Source organism: Ihubacter massiliensis (genome assembly GCF_024125305.1).
Classification (GTDB): Bacteria; Bacillota; Clostridia; order Peptostreptococcales; family Anaerovoracaceae; genus Hominibacterium; species Hominibacterium faecale.
Genome location: NZ_JAMXVH010000001.1, coordinates 4124950 through 4146599, shown reverse-complemented (window position 1 = coordinate 4146599; position 21650 = coordinate 4124950). Strand labels below are relative to the sequence as shown.

The 21650-nt window shown below is 48.5% G+C and carries 16 protein-coding genes and 6 tRNA genes; 4 read left to right on the top strand and 18 right to left on the bottom strand.

Annotated features, from left to right (window positions below):
* Positions 1-70: 70 nt before the first annotated feature.
* From mfd to murC, 5 genes are read right to left on the bottom strand one after another with little or no spacing between them, the layout of a single operon-like run.
* Complete coding sequence (mfd, locus tag NIA71_RS19000; protein ID WP_148397688.1) at positions 71-3490, bottom strand: transcription-repair coupling factor; 3420 nt, start codon at positions 3488-3490, stop codon at positions 71-73.
* On the bottom strand, positions 3468-4070 hold the full coding sequence (gene pth, locus NIA71_RS18995) for an aminoacyl-tRNA hydrolase (protein WP_148397687.1): 603 nt from the start codon (positions 4068-4070) through the stop codon (positions 3468-3470). Before pth ends, mfd begins: the two co-directional genes overlap by 23 nt.
* Positions 4071-4090: 20 nt before the next feature.
* Positions 4091-5041 carry a ribose-phosphate diphosphokinase gene (locus NIA71_RS18990; protein ID WP_148397686.1) on the bottom strand — a complete coding sequence of 317 codons (951 nt, stop codon included), beginning with the start codon at positions 5039-5041 and terminating at the stop codon, positions 4091-4093.
* 51 nt (positions 5042-5092) lie between these two features.
* Positions 5093-5794 carry a DapH/DapD/GlmU-related protein gene (locus tag NIA71_RS18985; protein WP_148397685.1) on the bottom strand — a complete coding sequence of 234 codons (702 nt, stop codon included), beginning with the start codon at positions 5792-5794 and terminating at the stop codon, positions 5093-5095.
* A 17-nt stretch (positions 5795-5811) separates the two neighbouring features.
* A complete protein-coding gene (gene murC / locus NIA71_RS18980) occupies positions 5812-7200 on the bottom strand; it encodes a UDP-N-acetylmuramate--L-alanine ligase (protein WP_148397684.1) in 1389 nt (462 codons plus the stop codon).
* A gap of 217 nt (positions 7201-7417) precedes the next feature.
* Here murC and purR point away from each other — a divergent pair, with 217 nt between their 5' ends.
* Both purR and spoVG read left to right on the top strand, forming a co-directional pair.
* Entirely contained in the window at positions 7418-8227 is an 810-nt protein-coding gene (purR, locus tag NIA71_RS18975) for a pur operon repressor (protein ID WP_148397683.1), read from the top strand.
* Positions 8228-8334: 107 nt separating this feature from the next.
* Positions 8335-8628, top strand: a complete 294-nt coding sequence (spoVG, locus tag NIA71_RS18970; RefSeq protein ID WP_148397682.1) for a septation regulator SpoVG — start codon at positions 8335-8337, stop codon at positions 8626-8628.
* A gap of 248 nt (positions 8629-8876) precedes the next feature.
* Here spoVG and NIA71_RS18965 read toward each other — a convergent pair whose 3' ends face one another.
* The 10 genes from NIA71_RS18965 to NIA71_RS18920 form a co-directional block, all read right to left on the bottom strand.
* Positions 8877-10277: an amidohydrolase gene (locus NIA71_RS18965; RefSeq protein WP_253021206.1), complete on the bottom strand. Its 1401-nt coding sequence runs from the start codon at positions 10275-10277 to the stop codon at positions 8877-8879.
* A gap of 203 nt (positions 10278-10480) precedes the next feature.
* Complete coding sequence (locus NIA71_RS18960; protein WP_148397680.1) at positions 10481-11935, bottom strand: sigma-54 interaction domain-containing protein; 1455 nt, start codon at positions 11933-11935, stop codon at positions 10481-10483.
* Between the two features lie 83 nt (positions 11936-12018).
* The gene (locus NIA71_RS18955; RefSeq protein WP_253021205.1) at positions 12019-13272 is read right to left on the bottom strand and encodes an MFS transporter; all 1254 of its coding nucleotides are present in this window, start codon (positions 13270-13272) and stop codon (positions 12019-12021) included.
* 169 nt (positions 13273-13441) lie between these two features.
* Positions 13442-14380: a DNA/RNA non-specific endonuclease gene (locus NIA71_RS18950; RefSeq protein ID WP_148397678.1), complete on the bottom strand. Its 939-nt coding sequence runs from the start codon at positions 14378-14380 to the stop codon at positions 13442-13444.
* Positions 14381-14615: 235 nt separating this feature from the next.
* A tRNA-Cys gene (locus NIA71_RS18945) sits at positions 14616-14690 on the bottom strand.
* Positions 14691-14724: 34 nt separating this feature from the next.
* A tRNA-Gln gene (locus tag NIA71_RS18940) sits at positions 14725-14799 on the bottom strand.
* Positions 14800-14814: 15 nt separating this feature from the next.
* Positions 14815-14890 (bottom strand) — tRNA-His (locus NIA71_RS18935).
* A 63-nt stretch (positions 14891-14953) separates the two neighbouring features.
* Positions 14954-15030, bottom strand: a tRNA-Asp gene (locus tag NIA71_RS18930).
* A 6-nt stretch (positions 15031-15036) separates the two neighbouring features.
* A tRNA-Val gene (locus NIA71_RS18925) sits at positions 15037-15112 on the bottom strand.
* A gap of 5 nt (positions 15113-15117) precedes the next feature.
* Positions 15118-15194, bottom strand: a tRNA-Met gene (locus tag NIA71_RS18920).
* A gap of 568 nt (positions 15195-15762) precedes the next feature.
* On the opposite strand from NIA71_RS18920, the gene NIA71_RS18915 reads away from it, so the two are divergent.
* Positions 15763-16368 (top strand): tRNA (mnm(5)s(2)U34)-methyltransferase, encoded by a 606-nt coding sequence (locus tag NIA71_RS18915; protein WP_253021204.1) that lies wholly within the window; start codon positions 15763-15765, stop codon positions 16366-16368.
* Positions 16346-17776, top strand: a complete 1431-nt coding sequence (gene pyk / locus NIA71_RS18910; RefSeq protein WP_336246018.1) for a pyruvate kinase — start codon at positions 16346-16348, stop codon at positions 17774-17776. Before NIA71_RS18915 ends, pyk begins: the two co-directional genes overlap by 23 nt.
* A 138-nt stretch (positions 17777-17914) precedes the next feature.
* On the opposite strand, the gene NIA71_RS18905 is transcribed toward pyk, so the two are convergent.
* The 3 genes from NIA71_RS18905 to NIA71_RS18895 all read right to left on the bottom strand — a co-directional run bounded on the left by NIA71_RS18905 (position 17915) and on the right by NIA71_RS18895 (position 21649).
* Positions 17915-18802 carry a helix-turn-helix transcriptional regulator gene (locus NIA71_RS18905; RefSeq protein WP_253021203.1) on the bottom strand — a complete coding sequence of 296 codons (888 nt, stop codon included), beginning with the start codon at positions 18800-18802 and terminating at the stop codon, positions 17915-17917.
* A gap of 135 nt (positions 18803-18937) precedes the next feature.
* On the bottom strand, positions 18938-19933 hold the full coding sequence (locus NIA71_RS18900) for an SPL family radical SAM protein (protein ID WP_148397674.1): 996 nt from the start codon (positions 19931-19933) through the stop codon (positions 18938-18940).
* An 84-nt stretch (positions 19934-20017) separates the two neighbouring features.
* Positions 20018-21649, bottom strand: coding sequence for an amidohydrolase (locus NIA71_RS18895; protein WP_253021202.1), 1632 nt, complete (start codon positions 21647-21649; stop codon positions 20018-20020).
* Position 21650 lies beyond the last annotated feature (1 nt).

Genomic DNA, 21650 nt, shown 5'->3' with positions numbered 1-21650 from the left:
CGTATAGGCTCTTTTATTCATTATACTCGCAAAGAAAACGGCAATCAAGCCATATCTGCTGCAAAAATCGCTATTCCGCAGCCACTTCCAAAAATTCCAGTATTTCCGCCAGCCGCTTTTTGCTCTTGGGTGTAAATCTTACAAAGGGTTTGACTCCGCCATGTATAAAGAGGTTCATGCCGTATTTTGCCGAGAGAGCGGACAGGGATTTGGCGCTGAGGCCGTTTTCCTGGGCAAAGTTAAAGATCACTTTACTGCCCTCTTCGTGAATCCTGGTGATGCACAGCTTTTCCGCCATGGAACGGATTCTGGATATGGTAATCAGATTCATGGTATCCCGCGGAATTTCGCCAAAGCGGTCGATCAGTTCATCGATGATTTCTTCCTCGTCGGCGGCAGAGGCTGCAGTGGCGATCTTCTTGTACATCTGCAGTTTCAGCACTTCATCAGAGATATACCGATCCGGAATCAGAGCCGTTACATTCAATTCAATCGACGCTTCTTCCCGATCCGGGTTGACCACTTCTCCGCCCAGCGCCCGCACCGCATCGTCCACCAGCTTGCAGTACAGCTCATAACCGATGTTCATCATGTGGCCGTGCTGTTCGGTTCCCAGGAGATTTCCCGCGCCTCGAATCTCCAAATCCCGCATGGCCACTTTGAAGCCGGCGCCGAACTCTGTAAATTCTTTGATCGCCCTCAGACGCTTTTCCGCCACTTCCGAAAGGCTCTTATCCTTTTGAAACATCAGGTAGGCATATGCCATGCGGTTGGAGCGGCCCACCCTTCCCCGGAGCTGATAAAGCTGGGAGAGGCCGAAACGATCCGCATCCAGGATGAGCATGGTATTCACGTTGGGAATGTCAATGCCCGATTCAATGATCGTCGTTGCCACCAGCACGTTGGTCTCGCCCTGAACAAATCCCATGATCACATCTTCCAGGTGATGCTCGTTCATTTGCCCGTGTCCCACGGCTACCTGTGCCTGGGGCACCAATTCCTCAATATGGGCGGCCAGCTTGTTGATGCCCTTGACCCGGTTAAAGACGATATATACCTGTCCGCCCCGGTCCAGTTCTTTTTCAACAGCGTCCCGGATCAGCATGTCGTCCTGCTCCAAAACGTAGGTTTGAACCGGATACCGCTCTTCCGGCGGTTCTTCAATGACGCTCATATCCTTGATGCCTACCAGCGACATGTGAAGAGTTCTGGGGATAGGGGTCGCTGATAAGGTCAGCACATCCACATTCTTTCGCAGCTGCTTGATCACTTCTTTATGCTGCACGCCGAACCGCTGCTCCTCATCGATGACCAGCAGGCCCAGGTCCTTGAATTTCACATCCTTGGACAGGATGCGGTGGGTCCCGATTACCACATCGACGCTGCCCTTTTCCAATCCGTCGATGACGGCTTTCTGCTGAGCCTCGCTGCGAAAACGGGAGAGCATCTCCACTTTAAAGGGAAATTTTTCAAAGCGTTCCTTGAGGGTGTAATAATGCTGGTTGGCAAGAATGGTTGTCGGCACCAGGACCGCCGCCTGCTTGCCGTCGGCAGCGCACTTGAACATGGCCCTGGCCGCCACCTCGGTCTTTCCGAACCCCACATCGCCGCACAGGAGCCGGTCCATCGCCGTATCCTGTTCCATGTCCTTTTTGATTTCCTCAATACAGCGGAGCTGATCGTCCGTTTCCGTGTAAGGAAAACTGTCCTCAAATTCTTTTTGCCAAACCGTATCAGGAGAAAAGGCGTGGCCCTTTTCCAGCTGCCTTGCGGCTGATACTTCCAAAAGCTCTTTGGCCATATTGGCGATGGCTGCCTTGGCCTTAGCTTTGGTGGTTTTCCACTCGCTGCCGGAAAGCTTGTTGAGCTTGGGACTGGCGGTGTCGGCGCCCACATATTTCTGGATGATATCCATCTGTTCCACCGGCACATAAAGGATATCCTGGCCGCTGTATTTGATCTTGAGATAATCTTTTTTTACATTCTGAACCGACAGCTGTTCGATGCCCATAAATTTACCGATACCATGGTTTTCATGGACCACGTAATCGCCCTTCTGCATATCGGCAAAGGACTTGATGGGCTGGCTCATGCTGCCGGCTGTTTTTTTCTTACGTTTTTTCTTTTTGGGCGTTCCGAAAATGTCCCCGTCCCAGATATAGCAGAATTTTTCTTCCGGAAAATCGATGCCTCCGGTGAGACTTCCCTGCTTTACCCAAACCCTCTGCAAAAGTCCGGCCCTGGAGAGAAATTCTTCCATGTTGGCCGCCCGCTCCTCGTTGGCGCAGACGATGGTCACTTTATAGCTGTTTTTCAAATAGGAACGGATTTCCGATTCCAGCAAATCCATCTTTCCGTTGAATACCAGCGTCGGCTTGGTTACAACGTTGCGAATTTCCGCCAGAGCATCCACCCCTTTGATGGTCTTTTGAAAGGGTGTGAACAAATAGGCCCTGTCCAAATCATAGAGGCGGAGATAATCGTTTTTATTGGAGAAATGTTTCATGTCCGCCGGAACTGCCTGCCCCCGTTCCAGCAGGGTCTGAAAATCATCGGCCGTTTCCCGGTCCCGGGCTTCCAGGTTTTCGTAGCACCTGGCCGGATCGTCGATCATGACGACCGGCTGCCTCATGTAGTCCCAGATGTACTCGGTCTCGTCGTAAAAGTAATAGAGATAGTTTTCCAGTTGCTGCAAATTCATGCAGTTTTCCGCGAAGTCGATCAGCTGATCCCGTCTCAGCTTGAGGTTTTCACCCCGTGCCAGTTCCTCTTCACTTGCATGCTCCCCTGTATATTTGCGAATCTGTCCCGCATAGGCCTGCTTGATTCTCACAGCCGCTTTTTCAAAAATCGTCCTGTCCTTGAGCAGCTGCTCCGCCGGATAGACTTCAACGAATTTTAAGCTTTCAATGGACCTTTGCGTGTCCAGGTCAAAGCTTCTGATAGAATCGATCTCCGTATCAAAGAGTTCCACCCGGTACGGAGCCTCCCCGTCGGCTGTGAAAATATCGATGATCGAGCCCCTGATGCTGAACTCTCCCTTGGCTTCCACCAGAGGCACCCGCTCATAGCCCATGCGGACCAGTTTTTCCTTCACCAGCTCCAGGTCGATCTCCTCGCCCAAAGTCAGCTTGATTGCGCTGTCGTCAAAGGTTTGATGGGGCGGCAGCTTGCGTATGGCCCCGGTAGCCGGCGCTACGACCAGGCAGTCCTCTCCCGTTCTCAAGGCTTTGAGGATCTTCAGCCTCTGGAGCATTTGATCGTGGTTTTTCGCTTCGTAGCGGATGAACCCTTCTTCTTCCGGCGGCAAAACATAGATATTTTTGTCAACAAAAAAAGAAAGGTCTGTAGCCAGGCGCTTCGCTCTTATATATGAGGATACCACCACCAGGCACTGGCCCTTTGCTTCTTCCTTTAAAATCTTCCCAATAACAGGAGCTACCCGGCTTTCGGCAGCTCCTGTTATATTAATCATTCCCTTTTTTATCATCGTTTTCTCCTGCGGCCTTTTGTCTTATATTGTATTCATTCATAGCCTTATCTATGCCCTTTTCAACAATACATTCCGCCGCCAGTACTGCTCGTCTCACCGCTTCCGCAAGCGGCTCTTTTTCTTCTTTGGAAAACCCGCCGATTACAAAGTCCCGCAAATCGCCTTTGCGGTTGTTTCCGATTCCAATGCGAATCCTGGGGAACTGATCCGATTTCAGGTCGTAGATAATGGAACGCATGCCGTTATGCGTTCCGGCGCTCCCCTTTTTACGGATGCGGACGGTTCCCGACGGAATATCGATATCATCGTAGATCACCACCAGGCGGTCGATCTCCTCTTTGTAGTATTCCATCACTTCCCGGACGGACTGGCCGGAAAGGTTCATGTAAGTCTGCGGTTTGACCAATAAAACCTTTTGGCCGGAGATACGTCCTTCTCCGACCAAAGCTTTATGTTTTATTTTGTTGATTTTAATGTCGTTTCGTTCTGCCAGGAGATCCAGGGCGATGAATCCGATGTTGTGTCTCGTATTCTCATAGCGCTTTCCCGGATTTCCAAGGCCTGCAATGATGTACATGGATCTGCTGCTCCTTTGTCTTAGTCGAAGAGCCGGCTGATGGAGTCGTTGGTGAATACCCTCGTCATCGCCTCTGCAAAGAGCGGCGCGACCGACAGCATCTTCATTTTGCTGATTCTTCTTTCCTCTGGAATGGGAACGGTATTGAGGAGTACCAATTCCTCGATGGCGGAGGATTCCAGTCTCTCCTTTGCCGGACCGGAAAGAATCGGGTGGGTAGCGCAGGCGACCACGCTCTTGGCGCCCAGATCTTTGAGGGCGTTGGCAGCGTTGGTGATGGTGCCGGCAGTATCGATCATGTCGTCTACCAGAATACAGTTCTTGCCTTCAATATCTCCGATAATATTCATGATTTCACTCTTGTTGGGTTCCGGACGCCGTTTATCGACGATGGCGATGGGAGCATTGAGGGGCTCTGCCATACTTCTGGCTCTGGTTACACTGCCGTGGTCCGGAGATACGATTACAATATCATCCATTGCTTTTTCTTTAAAATACTTGATGAGGATCGGAAGACCCACCAGATGGTCCACTGGGATGTCAAAATATCCCTGAATCTGCGCCGCATGAAGGTCCATGGTCAAAACACGGTCTGCGCCGGCTGCCATGAGAAGGTTAGCTACCAGCTTTGCCGTGATCGGATCTCTGGCCTTTGCTTTGCGGTCTTGTCTGGCATAGCCGTAATAAGGGATAACCGCATTGATTCTTCCTGCGGAAGCCCGCTTCATGGCATCGATCATGATCAGGATCTCCATCAGGTTGTTGTTGACCGGATCGCAAGTAGACTGGACGATGTAAGTATCGATGCCTCTAACTGTCTCCCACAGGTTTACGGAAATCTCACCGTCGCTGAATTTGGTTACAGTAGCTTTTCCAAGGGGTTTGCCCATAATCGATGCAATTTCTTCCGCCAGTTCCAAGTGTGAATTTCCTGCAAATACTTTGTAATCTGAAAACGCTCCATTCTTCATCTGTACTTTTTACCTCTTCTTTCTCCTACTAATCGTTTGGCAATATGTTTTCTATTTTTTCTTCTTATTCAGTATTCCTCTTTTTTCGACCCAGCCTTCCAGTGTTCTGGGTTTGGGCCTGGCTACGTAAAGTGCGCCGCCGGGCACATCATGGGTAACCGTGCTTCCTGCCGCTACATAGGCGCCTTCTTCAATCGTCACCGGCGAAACCAGATTGCTGTTGCAGCCAATGAAAGCTCCGTCTTTTACCGTGGAGCGGTATTTCTGACTGCCGTCATAATTGACAAATACCACGCCGCAGCCCAGATTTACGTTCTTTCCCACATCCGAATCGCCCACATAAGTAAGATGGGAGGCTTTTGCTCCGTCCCCCATGGATGAATTTTTAATTTCTACGAAATCGCCGACTTTACAGTTGCTGCCGATATCGCTTCCCGGTCTCAGATAAGCAAAAGGACCGACCTTTGTCTCATTGCCCACCTTGCTCTCCATGATCACGGAACTTTGAATCACCGTTCCCTTTCCGATTTCCGAGTCCACGATTCGGGTATTCTGGCCGATGGTACAATCCTCACCGATTTTAACATTTCCCTCCAGCACAACGCAAGGGTAAATGGTGGTTCCGGTTCCGATTTCTACTGTTTCGTCGATATAGGCCGCCTTAAGGTCAACGAAGTTGACACCGTTCTCCATATGCCTGAGATTGATTTCAAGGCGTTTTTTCTCCATTGCTTCATATTCTTGTAAATTCATAAATCCCCCTAAACGCTTTAGAATTTCTGATCCTTTTCCAAAATCAGTTCGCCCACCTTATAAATGTCACCGGCTCCCATGGTGATGACCAGATCGCCGGGTTCGGCGTTATTATAAACAAAGTTGGCGATTTCTTCAAAGTCTTCGAAGAAATAGGCATCTTTCTCCGGGTAAGCTTCTTTGATCTTGCCCACCAATCCTTTTGAACTGATCTTGTAAATGTTCTTTTCTCGTGCGGCATAGATTTCCGCCAGTACGACTTTATCGGCCGCTTCAAAGGATTGGGCGAATTCGTCGAAGAGGGCCATAGTTCTGGTATAGGTGTGGGGCTGAAAGAGACACCACATATGATTGTGCCGCATATTTTTCACCGCAGAAAGCGTGGCTTTGATCTCGGTGGGATGGTGCGCGTAATCATCGATGATCTTGATGCCATGGCTGGTGATTCCCAGAACATCGAACCGCCGCTGAGTTCCGGTGAAGTTTTCCAGGGTGGCGGCGATCTGATCCGCCTTTACGCCCAAAATGTGGCAGCATGCAAAAGCGGCCAGCGCATTTAAAATATTGTGTTCTCCCGGAATGGACAACTGGATGCGGCAGAGCACTTTACCGCCGTGATTGACATTGAAATCCGGCATACCGTCAGCGTTGAAAGTAATATCGCTGACATAGTAATCGCAGCTTTCGTTAAAGCCGAAGGTCAGCACATTGGGCATATCCTTGACAACGCTTTTTACAAACGGGTTGGCATCATATGCGATGATGGTTCCGTTCTCCGGCACCAGAGATGCGAATTTTTCAAAGGAATTGGCAATGTGCTCAATATCTTTAAAGTAATCCAAGTGATCGGAGTCGATGTTGAGAATGATTTCGATCTTGGGCCGCAGGGATAGAAAACTGTCCATATATTCGCAGGCTTCCGTTACGAAATGCTCACTGGCGCCGACCTGGACGTTGCCGCCGATTTCCGGCAGGTTGCCGCCTACCAGGATCGTCGGATCCTCATCGGCATTTTTTAGAATTAAAGAAACCATAGAGGTTGTCGTAGTTTTCCCGTGAGTTCCTGAAATAGCGATGCTGTTTTCATACTCACTCATGAGAAGTCCCAGGATTTCCGCCCTGGATGCGGTAGGAATGCCCAGTTCCCTGGCTTTTGCCAGCTCAGGATTCTCTGCTCCTACTGCGGCGGAGTAGACGACCAGGTCCGCTCCTTCTACGTTCTTTTCTCTATGGCCTAAAAATATATTGGCTCCATCTTTCATGAGCCTTTCGGTAATGTCACTTTCCCGCATATCCGATCCAGTGACTTTGTACCCTCTGGATATTAAAATTTCAGCAATGGCGGAAAGGCCAATGCCCCCAATCCCAATGCAATGTATCTGCCTACAGTCAGATAATCTCACCATTGTCTTTTCCTCCCTAGTCATGATAAGCTGATTGTTTGATACAGGCCTCAGCGAGTATCTTTCCCAAGATACACCCGCTACGCAGCATTGTATCAAAATGGTGAATATAGTATACCATAATTGTACAAAAAAATGCGTTATAATTGACAAAAAAATAAAAAACGAATATTATCTAATATATACGCCATATACGTTCGAATTTCAGGAGGAAAGCCTAATGAAAAGAAGCCAGAGAGTAGGCGCGCTGATGGAGATTATTTCCAATTCGCCTAACAAAATTTTCTCTCTTAATGAGTTCTGTGATTTGTTCTCCGCCGCCAAGTCCAGCATCAGCGAGGACATCGCAGCCGCACGGGAAATTGCAGAGTTCACCGGGCTTGGCCTGGTGGAAACAATCTCGGGAGCCGCGGGTGGAGTCCGTTATGTTCCTTTTATTTCAAAAGAAAAAGGACTGCAATTTCAAGAAAAGCTCTGCCGGAAGCTGGGAGAAGAAAACCGGGTGCTTGGCGGCGGTTTTTTATATACATCGGATATCATGTTCGATCCGGTGATGGTCAAAGAAATGGCTCAGATTTTCGCCCGTAAATTCAGAAACTGCGGAGCCGACTACATTGTGACTATCGAGACGAAAGGTATCCCTCTTGCTCTGAAAACAGCTGAATTTCTTAACCTCCCTTCTGTCGTTGTCCGGCGGGAAGCAAAAATTTCCGAAGGTGCCACCATGAGCATCAATTACCTCTCCGGTTCTTCGGAGCGCATGCAGAAAATGTCCATATCCAAGCGGGCAGCTCTCAGCGGATGCCGGGCATTGATCATCGACGATTTTATGCGGGGCGGCGGCAGCGTAAAAGGAATCAGTGATATTTTATCTGAATTTGAAACCCAGGTAGTGGGGATCGGCGTCGCCATTGCCAACATCGCGCCGGAAAAGAAAAAGATTGCTGATTACATCCCCCTGGTCTACCTGGGACATGTGGATGAAGAGCATAAAACCGTAGAAGTTTTTCCAAATAGTCAGATTTTTTAAATAGTTCCTTGTAAACGTATTCCATTTCATGTATAATATTACTAAGTGTATTTATGTGCACAGCGTTTGTCAGAATGAGTTTGAGCATGAAAGGGTGGTAACAAAGAATGAATATTACTGATGTAAGAGTAAGAAAAGTCAATGACGAAGGAAAAATGAAAGCGGTCGTATCGATTACCTTTGATGATGAATTTGTGGTGCATGATATCAAAATCATCGAAGGACAGAACGGATTGTTCATCGCGATGCCCAGCAGAAAGATGGGAGAAGGAGACTTCCGCGATATTGCCCACCCTCTGGTCTCTGAAACAAGGAATAAGATTAAGGAAGCGATTTTTGCGGAGTATGAACGCGTTTTAGCGGAAAAGCACGCAATGGAAGAAAGTTCCAGGGAAGAATAGCGCAATTCTGAATTATACATACGTTTTATTGGATTATTAAAGCGTTCAATATGTAATCGCTGCGGGGCTGATAGCGCCGCATAAGAGCGAACAAACGATTTATTAAATGAAAACGGGGGCTGCCCTGTGAAAAGCGTTTCGCAGCGCAGCCCGGCATCTATGATTGCACTAATTTTGCAGCTTTTATTATGGTTAGTGCAATTTTTCAATGCACACCCTCACGCGGCAGCCTCGTTTTCCTTGAAGAATTATCGGAACCTCTCCATAACTGCCTTATTGGTAGTCAAATCCGGCTTGGCGTTCTCCGGCAGCAGACTTTGATAAGGTTTGCCGCACAAACGCTCTTTTAATTCTGCCTTTGCCTCCTGCAAAATCTCCGGTTTTGTAAGCAGATCATACCCCGCGAGAGCCAATATTTTCCCTGCGGTTTCCAAAACCCGTTTTCCCACCGAACTTCCGGCGAATTTACAGGATGTCCAGCTGTGCCATCCGGCATCCTCAGATGGAGCCAACGCTACATTTAAAAAGGCGATCGGCGCGAACCAACTGTATTCGGAAGAATCGGTGACCGGCTGACTGCTGAGTACCGTATGCTCAATCTTGCCGCTGTACCCAGTCTCCTTTGCATTCATTGCCTTTTGAATTTTCTTCGCATCCTCTTGATCTTCGGACGAATAGGCAGGCGCACCAACATAACGCAGATTTTCTTCTATCAGCTGCCCCAAACATAAATTAGGGATCATATCGTGGGTCGCGGTAATCACTTCTTCTTTTACTGTGGTTCCTGTGGCCTGGGCGCACCCTTTTGCGCAGGCATCCAGCCTGGACAGAACATCTGCCGCCATTTCTGCGTTTTTCATTCGTCCTACGCACCAGATAACCGTATTGGCGGGCACCACGTTGGGGAAGCTGTTTCCCACATCGGGAAAGGCGTAATTAAGGGTTGTCGGTGAATCCTTGCTCCCCGGCTCGATATGCTCCCGCAGCATTTCCACCGCATGTCCCATCAGCATGGCGCCGTCGAGAGAGCTGCGCCCATTCCAAGGGGCGTTGCCGTGGGCGCTGACCCCTGAAAAATGGTATTTTACATTAAAGTAGGCGTTTGTATCGCAGGCGGCAGCCCTGTTTCGATGGCTGGGATGCCAATCGAGAAAGGCATCCACCTCTTCAAAAAGGCCCCCACGCGCCATAAAAGGCTTGCCGATGCACAGTTCCTCCGCCGGGGTTCCAAAGACCTTAATCGTTCCCGCAAGGCCCTGCTCAATCATACAGCGCTGCAAAGCGATAGCTGCCAGCACTCCGCCGACCGCCATCAGATTATGTCCGCAGCCATGGCCCGGCGCCATGTCAATAACCGGATCGCGGACAACGGAATCCTTATTCTGCGATAAGGCCGGCAGAGCATCATATTCGGAGCTGAAAGCCAGCACCGGTTTACCGCTCCCGTATTCAGCCGCAAAAGCAGTAGGCAGCCCGGCTACGCCTCTGTTTACTAAGAATCCGTATTTTTCCAGTAGATCGGCAACTTTTTGACTGGCCTCATATTCCTGCATAGATAATTCCGGATGCTCCCACAAATAATCGGAAATGGCAAATACTTCATCCTTGTTTTCATCAATCCAATCACATATTGTTTTTTTTGTTTCCATAAGATTTCCTCTAATTCAGATAAATTTGTGAAATTGTTTATCCCGCTTATATATAGAGCAAGTCTCGTGCCAAGCAAAAAACAGAAAAAGCAACCCAAAAAAGGGTCACTTTTCTTTGTTTTTTTGCTCTGTGCTTTCAAATTGTCTGAAAACACAACCTTTTTTCCAGCAACCCGCAGATGGGTCGCCAATCCAATTTTGGGTTATTTATGAGGCTCCTGATTTTGGTATTTTAAAAATTTTCTGCTGGCCCCCGACTGACTGATGCCTAAGGCTTTGGCGGCCTTATAGGTACTGGGGTATTCTTGGAAGGTCATATGGATCAGCTGAGCTTCCACTTGTTCCAGTGCCTGCCGCAGCGGTATAATCCGGTTTACCTGCACATCCGCCTGAGGCCCGTCGGTCATAATCTTAATATGATTGGGCAGCGTTTCTTCATCAATGACGCCGGTACGATTAGTGACCACAAGACGCTCGATTAGATTTTCCAGCTCCCGGATATTGCCCGGCCAGCGATATTCATTGAGCATTTCCAGGGCCTCATCGACGATTTCCACCTGGCTCCCGTAGCGGTTGTTGAACAGCTGTAGAAACGATTTCACCAGTTCATCGATATCTTCCTTTCGCTGACGCAGAGCCGGCATATGCAAAGGAACTACATGGATGCGATAATATAAGTCGCTGCGGAACAGCCCTTCTTCCACCAGCTTTTCTAAGTTTTTATTGGTTGCCGTAATAATCCTCACATTCACAGGCTTTTCTGCCGTTCCGCCGATTCTTGTAATTATGCGGTTTTGAATGGCATGGAGCAATTTGACCTGTAAGTTCAGCGGCATGTCACCGATTTCATCCAGGAAAAGACTTCCGCCGTCCGCCATTTCAAAAAGGCCGGGCTTCCCTCCTTTTTTCGCTCCCGTAAAAGCTCCCGACTCGTAGCCGAAGAGTTCGGATTCGATCAGGTTTTCCGGAATTGCAGCGCAATTGAGCTCAATGAATTTTCCTTTCGCCCTTTGACTGTTGTCATGAATATATTTTGCCAGCATACTTTTGCCGGTTCCCGTCTCTCCTGTTATTAAAATGCTGGAATCCGCCTTTGCTACCTGCCGAGCCGATTCGTAGAGCTTTGCCACTTCTGCGTTCTTGGTAACTATGGATTTTTCATCATAATCCGGCTGCTTGTTTCTGCCGCGATAATACTTATCCAGCAGTTCCAACTCATCAGTAAACCTGGCGTTGCTGACGCACATAACCGCCTGCCCGTCCGCATCTTTGATAGGGGTAGCCGTTACAATGGCATCCCCGCCCGGACCGGCCTGCACCATTGTGATCGGCCTTCCTTCACGCAGAGCGATGCGGACGGCGGAAGGCCGGTAAAATCCCAGCTCCTCCATCTCCGTCACACTTTTTCCAAGGATAAAATCTTTAGAAGTTTTGGAACGCCTCTCAAAGGTCTTATTGACAAAGATGATGTTTCCGTCCCGGTCCGTAACGTGGAAGCTGTCCAGGCAATTATCCATGGCCAGAAAATAGGTATCCCTTTCCTGCTTGATCTTTTCGCACGTCCGGTAAATGTCTTCCGGCTGCGCGTCTTTTTCCATTTCCAGCAGCTGCGCCAGCTTGTCAAGCAGCTGGCGGCAGTCCATGTTCTGATCACTCATACGCGTTTCCTCCTGCTATCCTTTTATTATATATCAGATGCCGGCATTTTCAAAACCGCTAACCAGACCTTGACAAATCTTTATTATAGCCGGGAGTCATGCAGTCTGAAGGCAATGAACCTGAGTACGGCGGCGCAGATGACTGCGATGCAAGCCACAACCCAAAAGCTGGCGTAGCTGCCTGTCATGTCGTAAACTCTGGCAGCAACCATACCGCCGAAGGCCCCGCCGATACTTGTGGCCATGTTCATAACACCTACCAAAGTCCCGTAATCCTTGTCTCCGAAGAGACCGTTTACCATCAGCGGCGGAATCACTGTAATGGTCGGTCCGCCCAGGCCGTAGCAAGCGATTACCAGGAATACCAGCACGCCTGCGGCGTTGGGCATGATGAACAGCGAAGCAAAGGTAGCGGCAAAGATGATGGTGGTCAGCACTGAGCTTGTCCGAATGCCGAATCGGTCAGTAACGGCCCCCATAACCGGCTTTCCGATAATGAGAGAACCCAGCAGCAGTCCATGGAGCGATGCGGCTTTGGCTTCACCGATACCGCATCCCACAAAGTAGGCTACCGAGTTTGCCAAGATGGCGCTGGATGCCAGGACCACCAGAATGGTCGATAAGACAGCAAAATAAAATTCCGGCGTGCGCATGGCCTCAGAAAGTGTTTTACCTTGCTTTTCTATAGCTGCGGCGGCAGCTTCGCTTTCATCCTCTCCCATTCTGACAAATCCCTTAGACTGGGGATTATCGTTGGCAAAAGCTAGTACAATCACCATTAAAACCAGGAATACAATCCCCAGAGCAATATATCCAGTTCTCCATCCGTAAGCGGAGATAACCCCATTGAGAATAGGCGAGAGAATCATACCTCCCAATCCGCTTCCTAAAAAGGCGATGCCTGTGGCCGTTCCTCTGACTTTTCCTCCGAACCATTTGTTAATGAGAATGGATACCGGCATGGGCGCTGTTCCCGCAAAGCCCACGCCTAAGATGAGAGCGAATAGATAAAAGGCCGTCAGAGAATCCGCTCTTGAAAAACCGAAATATCCGATGAATCCCAGCAGGCAGCAGACGGCAACCCAGATTTTCAATCTGCCCTTTCCCATCAGTTTGCCCAGCAGAGGCGAACAAATTACACAAGCCAGGGAAAGAATCGTCAGGTAGGTCATCCACTCTCCCCGTTCAAAATTCAAATCTTCCGTAACCGGCAGCACGAACACGCTTGTTAACGAAACAAAACCAACGTAGGCAAAGGTCATCAGAAAAAGTCCGACGATCACAATGATCCATCCGTAGAAGAATCTCCCATTTTGCTTAAACTGAATGTCTTTCATAATTTCCTCCTTCAACATCCAAGAATGAATTGCGAATGGGATAAATCAATTTCACGCTATTATTTTATGCAATTTTGGTGCCAAAAATAAAAACAGGACTGCCGCATGGAGCAAATCGCTTTTATGCAGCAGCCCTGTTTTGAGTCAATACGGCTGGATGGTAGATCGTTTATGGATGGCAGTTTCCGCAGGGCTTCAGCCCTTGATCGATGAGCACGCTTCTCCTTCCTTTGAAAGGTTCCTTATTTTTATCCGCCATTTTCTTGACGCTTGCGCAAGTGGGTTTATGGAAAATGTCCGAGTTTCGATTCACAATATATTCCTGTGTGCTTTCTTGCGAGGCAGCAGTCGTTTCTGCCTTTGTCCCGGTCTGGTCCTTCATATGGCTCTCCCCAGTCTGATAGTCGATGGCAATATCCGGCTGTACGTTGTAGGCAAATACGTTGAATTTCACACCTTCCCCCTGATCTTCCACCGATAAGGCTTCCATCAGCACGCCGTCCGCCAGCAGGTTATCGCCGTCATAGACGGGAGTAACCCGGTACAGTACATGGTTATTGGTTTCTTTCACATATTCCGCCACTTCGTTCTCAAAGGGCAGCATCCCTTCCACATTGAGATAGCGGGTGCCTGTAATCAGGTTCTTTTCATTGGCGTTTTCCGCTGTCAGCTGGTAGCCGATCAGGTGGCAGCGATTGTATAAATACTTTCCATCCACGTTTTGGTATTTGGCAGTATGCCAGCCTGCGGGCTTGATCATTCCGATGGAACCCCGCTTCTCGGTGGGCATCACTTCTTTTCCCACGCAGGCATAGGCCTCGCCGCACCGGCCGAGATCGTCCAGGTCGCTGTAGGTTTCAAAGGCCGTTGTCGTCAAATCGGCCTGGTCAAAATACGGTTCGTTTCCGTTGATCTCGATGTATGGCTGCTGGGAATATTCCGGAATATCCTCTGGCGATATAGCCGCAGCCCCTGTCCCTTGCCGGCCGTCATCTGTGCATCCGGCTGCAATCAGGCAAATTGCCAGCGCTAGTATAATGAGTGTCCAGCGCCGTAAGTTCTTGTGATTTGGCTGATAGCAGTCTTTGAAATAAAATGTCTTGTTCATGCTGTACTCCTCTTTCATATTCTTTATCTTTTAATACGTTTGTTGTCCTTATGGGTTGAAGCAGGGATACGGCTGTGCGTAGCTTGGCGGCAGAAACAACAACCGAGAGCAGCCAGGCGTACACAGACGTCTGCAAAAAAATCTCTAAGAAAATCCATTTTTCGCAGCTGTGCACCGCAATGCGCTTTTTCAAATTAAAAAGACTTCAACGTTATAAACATTGAAGTCTCACTCTTGGAGGCGACACCCAGATTTGAACTGGGGAATAAAGGTTTTGCAGACCTCTGCCTTACCACTTGGCTATGTCGCCGCATCCGGCAAAGCGATTGCTCTGCCGCATCTATTGGCTAGGGTAGCAGGATTCGAACCTGCGCATGATGGAATCAGAATCCATTGCCTTACCGCTTGGCGATACCCCATCGCTGTTATTAAATTGGGGTGGATAGTGGGATTCGAACCCACGCATAATGGAGCCACAACCCATTGTCTTAACCACTTGACGATACCCACCACATATCGCATATATATTATATATGCGGCAAGCCACTTATGCAATACTGAATTTCTAAAAATTGGCGATCCGGAACGGGCTCGAACCGTCGACCTCCAGCGTGACAGGCTGGCATTCTAACCAACTGAACTACCGGACCGCAATTTGGTGGGCGTTATAGGGCTCGAACCTATGACCCCCTGCTTGTAAGGCAGGTGCTCTCCCAGCTGAGCTAAACGCCCGAAAGTGGTAGCGGCGAGAGGAGTCGAACCTCCGACCTTCCGGGTATGAACCGGACGCTCTAGCCAACTAAGCTACACCGCCACATCAGTACTTTCGAAGTAACTGCAAGAGTTATATTACCATTTCATGGTCCATCTGTCAACATATTTTTTTAGATAAAATCAGATAAAATGATTTATTCTTTTGCAGCCGTGTATTTGCCCAGCGTAATCCTGCTTATCTTCATAATTAATACTATCATTCCCCATGGGCCAATTCTTATTCTGGGGAATTGGCCCACACTTCGCAGCAAGCTCTGTCGATAACAAAATCAGGCAGACTCAAATGTAAAATAATCCCATTTCTATTCGAAATAGGGATTATTGCAGGCAATGTCCATATAAATCCGGCCTTTGGCGGCCAGAATCAACCAAATAGTTGATCTCGTAAGTCGAGTTAGTGCAAGCTTATATATGTGGCTCCGAAAATCGGAGCAAATTAGTTTCAACGCAAGCGATAAAATATAAATATCTGATAATTTTCTATGGACATCGCCTTTGATTTTGCCTATATCGAATAGAAATCCGAAAAAAAACTTAAAATCGGGATATGCAGAGGGCCGACTGCAAAGGAAAAACCCTTCCATGTTTATAATGCGAAAAGAAAACGCTTGTGCTATAATAAGTCCATGAAAAATCTAATACGCAGCACCACGCAGCTGGCGATGCATTTCGTATCCCTCTACCTGCGGGACGGCGGGACAGCCATCGATGCCACCTGCGGCAATGGAAACGATACCATCGCTCTGCTCCGATCTGGTGCAAAGGAGATTTATGCGTTCGATATTCAACAAGCAGCAATCGAGCGGACAAAAGACGCCCTTATAAAAGAAGGCTTATATTCTGACCAGGTTCATTTGATACAGGACAGCCACGAATATATGGGCGCATATATAAAGAAAAAGGTTCAGGCAGTTGTCTTTAACTTGGGATATTTGCCTGCTGCGTCCAAGGAGATCGCTACTTGCGGGGAAACGACCGTAAAGGCCGTAAAAGCAGCGCTCCGGCTTCTTGCTGTCAATGGACTGATCTGTATTACCATGTACAGCGGCCATCCCGGCGGTGAAGAAGAAAAGCAGCAGGTTCTGGAGCTGGCCCGTAATTTGGACCAGCAAGCGTATCACGTCGCATATATCAATATGCTCAACCAGCGAAACCATCCGCCTGAAATTTTATTGATATCATTGAAAAGAGGTGTTGAAATTGAAAAAGACTAAAATTGTATGTACGTTGGGACCTGCCAGCTCCAGCGAAGAGGTTTTGGAAAAAATGCTCTTAGCCGGCATGAATGTGGCACGTCTCAATTTCTCCCATGGGGATCATCAGGGACATAGCGAAATGATCCGCAGATTTCGAAAGGTAAGAGACCGGATTGGAATTCCAGCCGCAGTTCTGCTGGATACCAAAGGGCCGGAAATTCGTCTCGGCGACTTCGCTGAAAACAGCGTCATCTTAAAGAATGGACAAACCTTTACCCTCACCGCGGCCGATATAAAGGGAAATCAAGAACAGAGTTCCATTACTTATAAAGACCTTCCCCGGCAAGTCAGCCCCGGAACCGCGATTTTGATCGACGACGGCAGAGTGGCGCTCAAGGTGCAGCATACAGAAGGCGATCAGGTCGTGTGCCGGGTAACAAACGGTGGAAAAATCAGCAATCGCAAAGGCGTCAATGTGCCAAAGACACATCTGGATTTGGAATACCTGAGCGAAGCGGACAAACAGGATTTGCTTTTCGGCATTGAACACGATGTGGACTATATAGCCGCATCATTTGTGCGTACCCAGCAGGATGTGATCGACCTGCGGAATTTCCTCAAGGAAAACGGCGGCGAGAAGATCAAAATCATCTCCAAGATCGAAAATATGGAAGGGATCGATAACTTCAAGCAGATCCTGGCCCACTCCGACGGCATCATGGTCGCCAGAGGGGATATGGGCGTGGAAGTGAATTTTGCCAAGCTTCCCGGTATCCAGAAAAAGTTTATAAAAGAATGCTGCCAGGCTGGAAAAATCGTCATCACCGCCACGCAAATGCTGGAATCCATGGTCGCAAGCCCTACGCCTACAAGAGCAGAAATCACAGACGTAGCCAATGCGGTCTTTGATGGAACTTCGGCAGTCATGCTTTCAGGGGAAAGCGCCATGGGCAAGTACCCAGTTGAAACCGTAAAGGTCATGTCTAAAATCGTCAAACAGGCGGAAAGAGACGCCTTCGATGTCAATCTGTACAAAATCATGGATTATGAAATGGATGCTAAGGACAAATCCAACGCCATCGGTCATGCGGCCTGCACAACCGCCCATGACTTAAAAGCCAAGGCCATCATCGCCATTACCCGGTCCGGCTACACGGCGGAAAAGATGTCCAAGTTCCGGCCGATACAGCCCATCGTAGCTGCCACGCCGAGAGAAAAGACGTATCACCAGCTGGCCCTGTCCTGGGGCGTATATCCGGTTCTGACCCAATACGAGGATCAATGGGACATGCTGCTGGATCAAGCGGAAGGCGGCGCAAAAAAAATGAAGGTTGTCAAGGAAGGCGATACCATCGTCATCAGCGCCGGTCTGCCACTGCAGAGTACCGGAAGAACCAATCTCATCCGCGTAGAAACAGTAAGATAAGATTAAATCAGTTTTCAACAAGCTGCTACAGCTAAAAAAGGCGGCCCAGCGAGGAGGAACGATTTCCTCCCTGGAGCCGCCTCTTTTTGCGTCATAATCCTGCTTTATCCGCCTGAACAACGCAGGCACTTTGGTTTATTATTTTTTCCCGACAGGGCTTACGGGCATTAATTCCATATACCCTCTGCTGCCGATTGGTTCCAGCTGTATGCGGGGATTTTCGTCATCCCATTCATATCCGCGGGTGCTTGGGTCAAACTTTTGAATCGCCTGTTGCACATCTTCGATGGCCTGACAATAATCTTCTTCCAAAAAGGGTTCGCCCTGGAAGAGCAGATAATCCGCTTCCGGCAGACTGATCAGCTCAAAGCCGTCAGGAACCGACTCCTGATAGCCGGCGGACACTTCTACTCCCTGGACATATTTAGACGTTTCTGGGTTTCGATATTTATCCGGCAGCCACATGCAGACCGGCTCGCCGCTGATGGAGCGTATGCTGGTCAACAGCCCCCATACATCGCATCCCACTTCTTCACAATACTGAAAATAATCCTCCGCCTCTTTTCCCCGTTTGATGATTACCTTTCTTTCGGGTTTTTTCACGGCTTGAATGAATACATTTTTTACTTCTCCCATGTTCCTGCCTTCCTTTCCTGCTTGCTTGTAGATGACTCCATACGGCGTGAACAAGTACAGCGGCACCGGATTTTTGGCATACTCACCCGGGTTGCATCCAAACTCCCGATAAAAGGCCCTCTGATATCCATCAGCGCTTTGAAACCCCAAATCAAATGCCACGTCGATCACCCGGAAATTTCCGTCCCGAAGTCTTAAAGCCGACTTGGATAGCCTGAGCCGCCTGATATAGTCCGCTGGCGTGTAGTTTGTATAGGCTTTAAATAATCGATAGGCATACCATGGGGAAAAGAACGATACCTTTGCCAGATCAGCCAGCGTAATGGTTTCTTCAATATGGGTTTCAATATAATCCTGCATACACTGCACGGCTTTCAGCTGCTCTTCCATCTTTCTGCCTCCTGTCCTTTGTTCGTTCATATGATATCACATGAATCTCGAAAGTCTCTCGACTTTTTTTGTTATCTGCGGACAATTAGAAAAAGAACCGCCCCATGACCCTTGTCTCTCAAACTCATCTTATTTCTAACTGATATAAAGAATGGGTACATCTCCAAGAATCCGTTTTATTTCAGTCCTTAAATAAGATTCAGCTTTATCTCGTTCCTCTATCCGATAGCAATAACGTCCTCGTCCGCGGCCAGTCATCATTTCCTTATCGTACAAATCCGGCAGCCCGGGAAATGCCTCACCGTTGATCGCTCGATGGACGTAAGAATAAGTCATCAGGATAATTTCCAAAAACAGCTGACTTCGTGCTTTCTCAGTCAAACCTTCTTTCAATTCTTCGAAAAGCTCTGTATACAGTTCCTTCCAATTCTCGCATAAAATAACCGGGGCAATCAAAATTCCGCATGGGTATCCTGCTTGACACATGTTGTTCACTGCCGTAATTCGCTGCTTCAAATCGGAGGTCCCCAATTCAACTCGCTTAATCAGTGGCTGCGGATTAACGCTCATTCGAAAAATGACTTTCCCTTCATGGGGCAAATCCAGCAAAGAATCAACCATATGAAATTTAGTTGGAAACGTAAGGCGGCCGGAGCCCTCTTTTGCAAACCTTGGAATGGTATATAGCAGATTTTCCGTAATGGTGTTTTCCAGCACCAGGTCGCTATTGCTGCCAATTTCGAAGGTCAGCTCCCGCCCAGCCGTTTTGCTCCGTTTAATGAGCCGGTCCAGCATCTGTTCACGGTTGACAAAGAGACGGAGATATGCGCATTTGTTATAGTTGCAAACCAAATAGCAGTACAGGCACATGGCGGTACAGCCCGAGGATGTATAAGGCACCAGATAATCCGATACCTTATGATTTTCTGTGTATTTATGAGTTTTCCGGGTTCCGACGATCAAATTCCGCTTCATCCTGGCGAACTCAGCATTTGGCTTCTCCCGCATCTCTTGAATTGCATTGTGATTTTCAATCGCTATCCAGGGCAGACTGCCATAGTTCTCTTTCAGCTGTTTGCCCAAAGGGTAGTTCAAGCTGTCCGGTTCATAATAAACTGCGTCAAATTTCATATATTTACCTTTCCTAATCAAAGTGAAAATAACTATGATTAGTTTGCGCAGTTAATGGAAAAATACAAGGCGCAGCTGTTATCTCTATTTCAGGCAAAAGTCCCCATCCTGGTATGTGATGTTGCCGTCCATGATGGTCATACAAACTTTTATTTTGTGGATATCATAAGGGTTTACATCAAACAGATTTTGGTCCAGCACAACCAGATCCGCATATTTTCCGGCTTTAATAGTCCCTATTTTTTTATCCATCCTGACCTGGAAAGCCGCCGTTTCTGTAAATCCCTTAATCAGCTCGCTTATTGGCAACCGTTCCTCTTCTGGCTGCAAAACGGGAGAATCCGGCTGTCCGCACAGCTGTCTGGTAGCGCCGGTCTCTATGGAATTGAGCGGCTGCGGCCCATATTCGTCGCCGGGGAAATCACTGCCCAGGCTCATCCTGGCACCGGCCTTAACGATGCTATATAAAGGGAAGGTTTCATCTGCCCTCTTGCCCAGCAGTTCTACAGCATTCAAATCGCCGTAATGCCACACCCCTGTGGTATTGGCGATTACCTTCAGCCTGGCAAAGAGGGGGATATCGCTTTTTAAGACGCACTGGGTATGGGCGTTTGTAATAATCGTATCTTCATACCCCGCATCCCGCACAGCTTTCGCAGCCATCAAATTCTCATGCACCGTATGATCGCCGATTCCGTGCAGATGAATGTCATAACCCAAGGATGCAGCCTCGACACACAAGCTGTGCAGCGTTTCACCGTATAAAAGCGGCGGACTGGTTTTTTCCATGCCGGAAAAGGGCTCTGTCATGCTGGCGCTGCGTGCCTCAACAATACCGTCATTGATCACCTTCCATGTGTTGAAGCGCACATAATCAGTATTATATTTGCATCGCATATGATACAGATAATCCTGCCATCCCTCCAGCTCCGCCAGCTCGTTAATGTGGTTGCTGCCAAAGATTCGCTGAGGCAGGAGTCCCTTTTGGATAAACTTGTCCAGCAGCTGTTCAGCCCGCTCCTTTATATAAGGGATAAATCCGCAATCCACAATGGTCGTGATTCCGTAACTGCTGAAATCCCGCAAAATTTTCAGCAAGGTCTGCTCCGCCTTTTCCATCACAAAAGGGTCAACCGCTTTGATCACATTGGTAATGGGTGCGCTCTCAATCAAATGACCGCTGGGATTCCCTTCATCGTCCCGTTTATAAAACTGCACGTCCGGGATCGGATCGGGCGTACTCCGGTCCACGCCCGCCCTTTCCAAAGCTTTTGAATTGACCCAGGCCTCATGGCCCGATGCTCCCACCAGGATAACCGGTTTATCTGCGCAAATCCGGTCCAGCATCCCCTTGTTCGGCCCCGCATCACCAAAGACGTGCTCCCCGTAACCGATGCCAAAATAGCTGTCATTTTCGGGATTTTCTTCTATATAAGTTTTTACCGTTCGCAGAATTTCATCCTTGCCCATGTCAAAGGATAGGACCATCTGCGACATCTGAAATGCGGAGGTAAACGGATGGGCGTGGGCATCGATAAACCCTGGCAGCAGCATCCGTCCTTTAAGATCGATCAGCTCCGCGCCTTCTTTGCAGTACCGTTCCTCATCAAACCCATCTCCCACTTCCACGATAAAATTATCTTCAATTATAACATAGTCCGCATAAAGCTTCTTTTCTCCTGTATAAATCGTTCCGTTGTAAAATACTTTTCTCATT

Excerpts from the sequence above, each read along its gene's own strand:
- mfd (WP_148397688.1), bottom strand. The coding sequence starts at position 3,490 with ATGATAAAAAAGGGAATGATTAATATAACAGGAGCTGCCGAAAGCCGG.
- pth (WP_148397687.1), bottom strand. The coding sequence starts at position 4,070 with ATGTACATCATTGCAGGCCTTGGAAATCCGGGAAAGCGCTATGAGAAT.
- NIA71_RS18990 (WP_148397686.1), bottom strand. The coding sequence starts at position 5,041 with ATGAAGAATGGAGCGTTTTCAGATTACAAAGTATTTGCAGGAAATTCA.
- NIA71_RS18985 (WP_148397685.1), bottom strand. The coding sequence starts at position 5,794 with ATGAATTTACAAGAATATGAAGCAATGGAGAAAAAACGCCTTGAAATC.
- murC (WP_148397684.1), bottom strand. The coding sequence starts at position 7,200 with ATGGTGAGATTATCTGACTGTAGGCAGATACATTGCATTGGGATTGGG.
- purR (WP_148397683.1), top strand. The coding sequence starts at position 7,418 with ATGAAAAGAAGCCAGAGAGTAGGCGCGCTGATGGAGATTATTTCCAAT.
- spoVG (WP_148397682.1), top strand. The coding sequence starts at position 8,335 with ATGAATATTACTGATGTAAGAGTAAGAAAAGTCAATGACGAAGGAAAA.
- NIA71_RS18965 (WP_253021206.1), bottom strand. The coding sequence starts at position 10,277 with ATGGAAACAAAAAAAACAATATGTGATTGGATTGATGAAAACAAGGAT.
- NIA71_RS18960 (WP_148397680.1), bottom strand. The coding sequence starts at position 11,935 with ATGAGTGATCAGAACATGGACTGCCGCCAGCTGCTTGACAAGCTGGCG.
- NIA71_RS18955 (WP_253021205.1), bottom strand. The coding sequence starts at position 13,272 with ATGAAAGACATTCAGTTTAAGCAAAATGGGAGATTCTTCTACGGATGG.
- NIA71_RS18950 (WP_148397678.1), bottom strand. The coding sequence starts at position 14,380 with ATGAACAAGACATTTTATTTCAAAGACTGCTATCAGCCAAATCACAAG.
- NIA71_RS18905 (WP_253021203.1), bottom strand. The coding sequence starts at position 18,802 with ATGGAAGAGCAGCTGAAAGCCGTGCAGTGTATGCAGGATTATATTGAA.
- NIA71_RS18900 (WP_148397674.1), bottom strand. The coding sequence starts at position 19,933 with ATGAAATTTGACGCAGTTTATTATGAACCGGACAGCTTGAACTACCCT.
- NIA71_RS18895 (WP_253021202.1), bottom strand. The coding sequence starts at position 21,649 with ATGAGAAAAGTATTTTACAACGGAACGATTTATACAGGAGAAAAGAAG.